Origin of the sequence: Micromonospora parastrephiae (assembly GCF_016802865.1) — a bacterium.
Taxonomy (GTDB): Bacteria; Actinomycetota; Actinomycetes; order Mycobacteriales; family Micromonosporaceae; genus Micromonospora; species Micromonospora parastrephiae.
Map to the genome: position 1 here is coordinate 1 of NZ_JAEVHM010000406.1, position 1,279 is coordinate 1,279.

Consider the following 1,279-nt stretch of genomic DNA (forward strand, 5'->3'; position numbering starts at 1 on the left):
GTGACCAGTTGGCCGGCGCGTACCCCGGTGCCGGCGCGCCCCGCCAGCGCGGCCCAGCGGGCGACTGCCGGGCGGCGGCCCGGGGCACCCGGATCGGATGTGCCCGGGGCGGTGTCGACGAGCGCCGGTACGACGGCCGGGTCGGGGCCGGTCGGGGTTGGCTGCTGCGGTCCTCCGGTGGTGATCGCCGGCACCGAGCCTCCTCGACCAGTGTGGACCGGGCCGGGCGGCCGGCCGCTTCCCTGACCCGTCACGCGCCGCGACGTGGCTGCGGCACATCGTAAGCGACCGATGGCTGCCGTGGTTGTCCACAGGGGAGGCGCTGGGGGTAGCAGAACCGCTACCAGGCCGCTACCGTCAGCCACGAAGTTCATCGCTGACCCGCGTCCGCCGTGCGTCGACGAGCGGGCCAAGCGACCGACGCGTCCTCCGGGCGCGTCGACGGTCAGGCGCGATCGAGGAGACGAGGTGACGTCCGGGTGTCCCAGACCCAGGCAGAAGCCGCGGTGATGAAGCAGACCGCCGCGAAGTTCGAGCAGGTGGACCAGTCGTTGCAGTCCATGCTGACCGGCCTGCTGGCCGAGTTGGAGGTGTTGCAGCAGGCCTGGCGTGGCGCCGGTGGACGATCGTTCGAGCAGGTGAAGCGGCAGTGGTCGCAGGACCAGGCCGCGCTGCACCGCGCCCTGCGGGAGACCGCCGGAGCGATCCGCACCGCCGGTCGCCAGTACGACGCCTCGGACGACGAGGCGGCCAGCCGGGTGGCCGGCACCAACCGCGGCGGCATCCAGCTGCCGCTCTGACCCCGCTCGGGAGGGAGATCCGATGGACCACGGTGTGCTGGTCGTCAACTTCGCCGCGCTTCAGCAGGCCGGTGCGGACATCCAGAAGGCGCTGAACACGCTCGACTCGCAGCTCGGCCAACTCGAACGCGACGCCGCGCCGCTGGTGGCGGGCTGGGCGGGCGAGGCCCGGGAGGCGTACGAGCAGCGCCAGGCGCGGTGGCGGTCCGCCTCGCAGGACCTCCAGGCGATGCTGCGGGACATCAGGCTGGCGGTGAACGACTCCGCGACCGACTATCTGGACACCGAGAAGAAGAACACCGGGCTGTTCCAATGATCCCGGTGGGCCGGGAGCGCTGACCATGTCCGGGTCCGCGCCCCGGCCGGCCCCGGCCGAGGCGTTCCCCAGCGGTGCTCTCGGCGGCGGCTCGGTGCGCGGCGTTGACTCGGTGCGCGGCAGCAGCTCAGTGCGCGGCCTTGGCTCGATGCGCGGCGTTGGC

General features: G+C 73.2%; 3 protein-coding genes. 2 read left to right on the forward strand and 1 reads right to left on the reverse strand.

The window, feature by feature from the left end; translation table 11 throughout:
* On the reverse strand, positions 1 to 194 hold a 194-nt coding region (locus JNW91_RS31430; RefSeq protein ID WP_203179049.1), incomplete at its 3' end, for a hypothetical protein.
* Positions 195 to 479: 285 nt separating this feature from the next.
* Here JNW91_RS31430 and JNW91_RS31435 point away from each other — a divergent pair.
* Together JNW91_RS31435 and JNW91_RS31440 are read left to right on the forward strand one after the other, a co-directional pair.
* Positions 480 to 800: a WXG100 family type VII secretion target gene (locus JNW91_RS31435; RefSeq protein WP_203179050.1), complete on the forward strand. Its 321-nt coding sequence runs from the start codon at positions 480 to 482 to the stop codon at positions 798 to 800.
* Positions 801 to 822: 22 nt separating this feature from the next.
* Positions 823 to 1,116, forward strand: coding sequence for a WXG100 family type VII secretion target (locus JNW91_RS31440; RefSeq protein WP_203179051.1), 294 nt, complete (start codon positions 823 to 825; stop codon positions 1,114 to 1,116).
* Positions 1,117 to 1,279 lie beyond the last annotated feature (163 nt).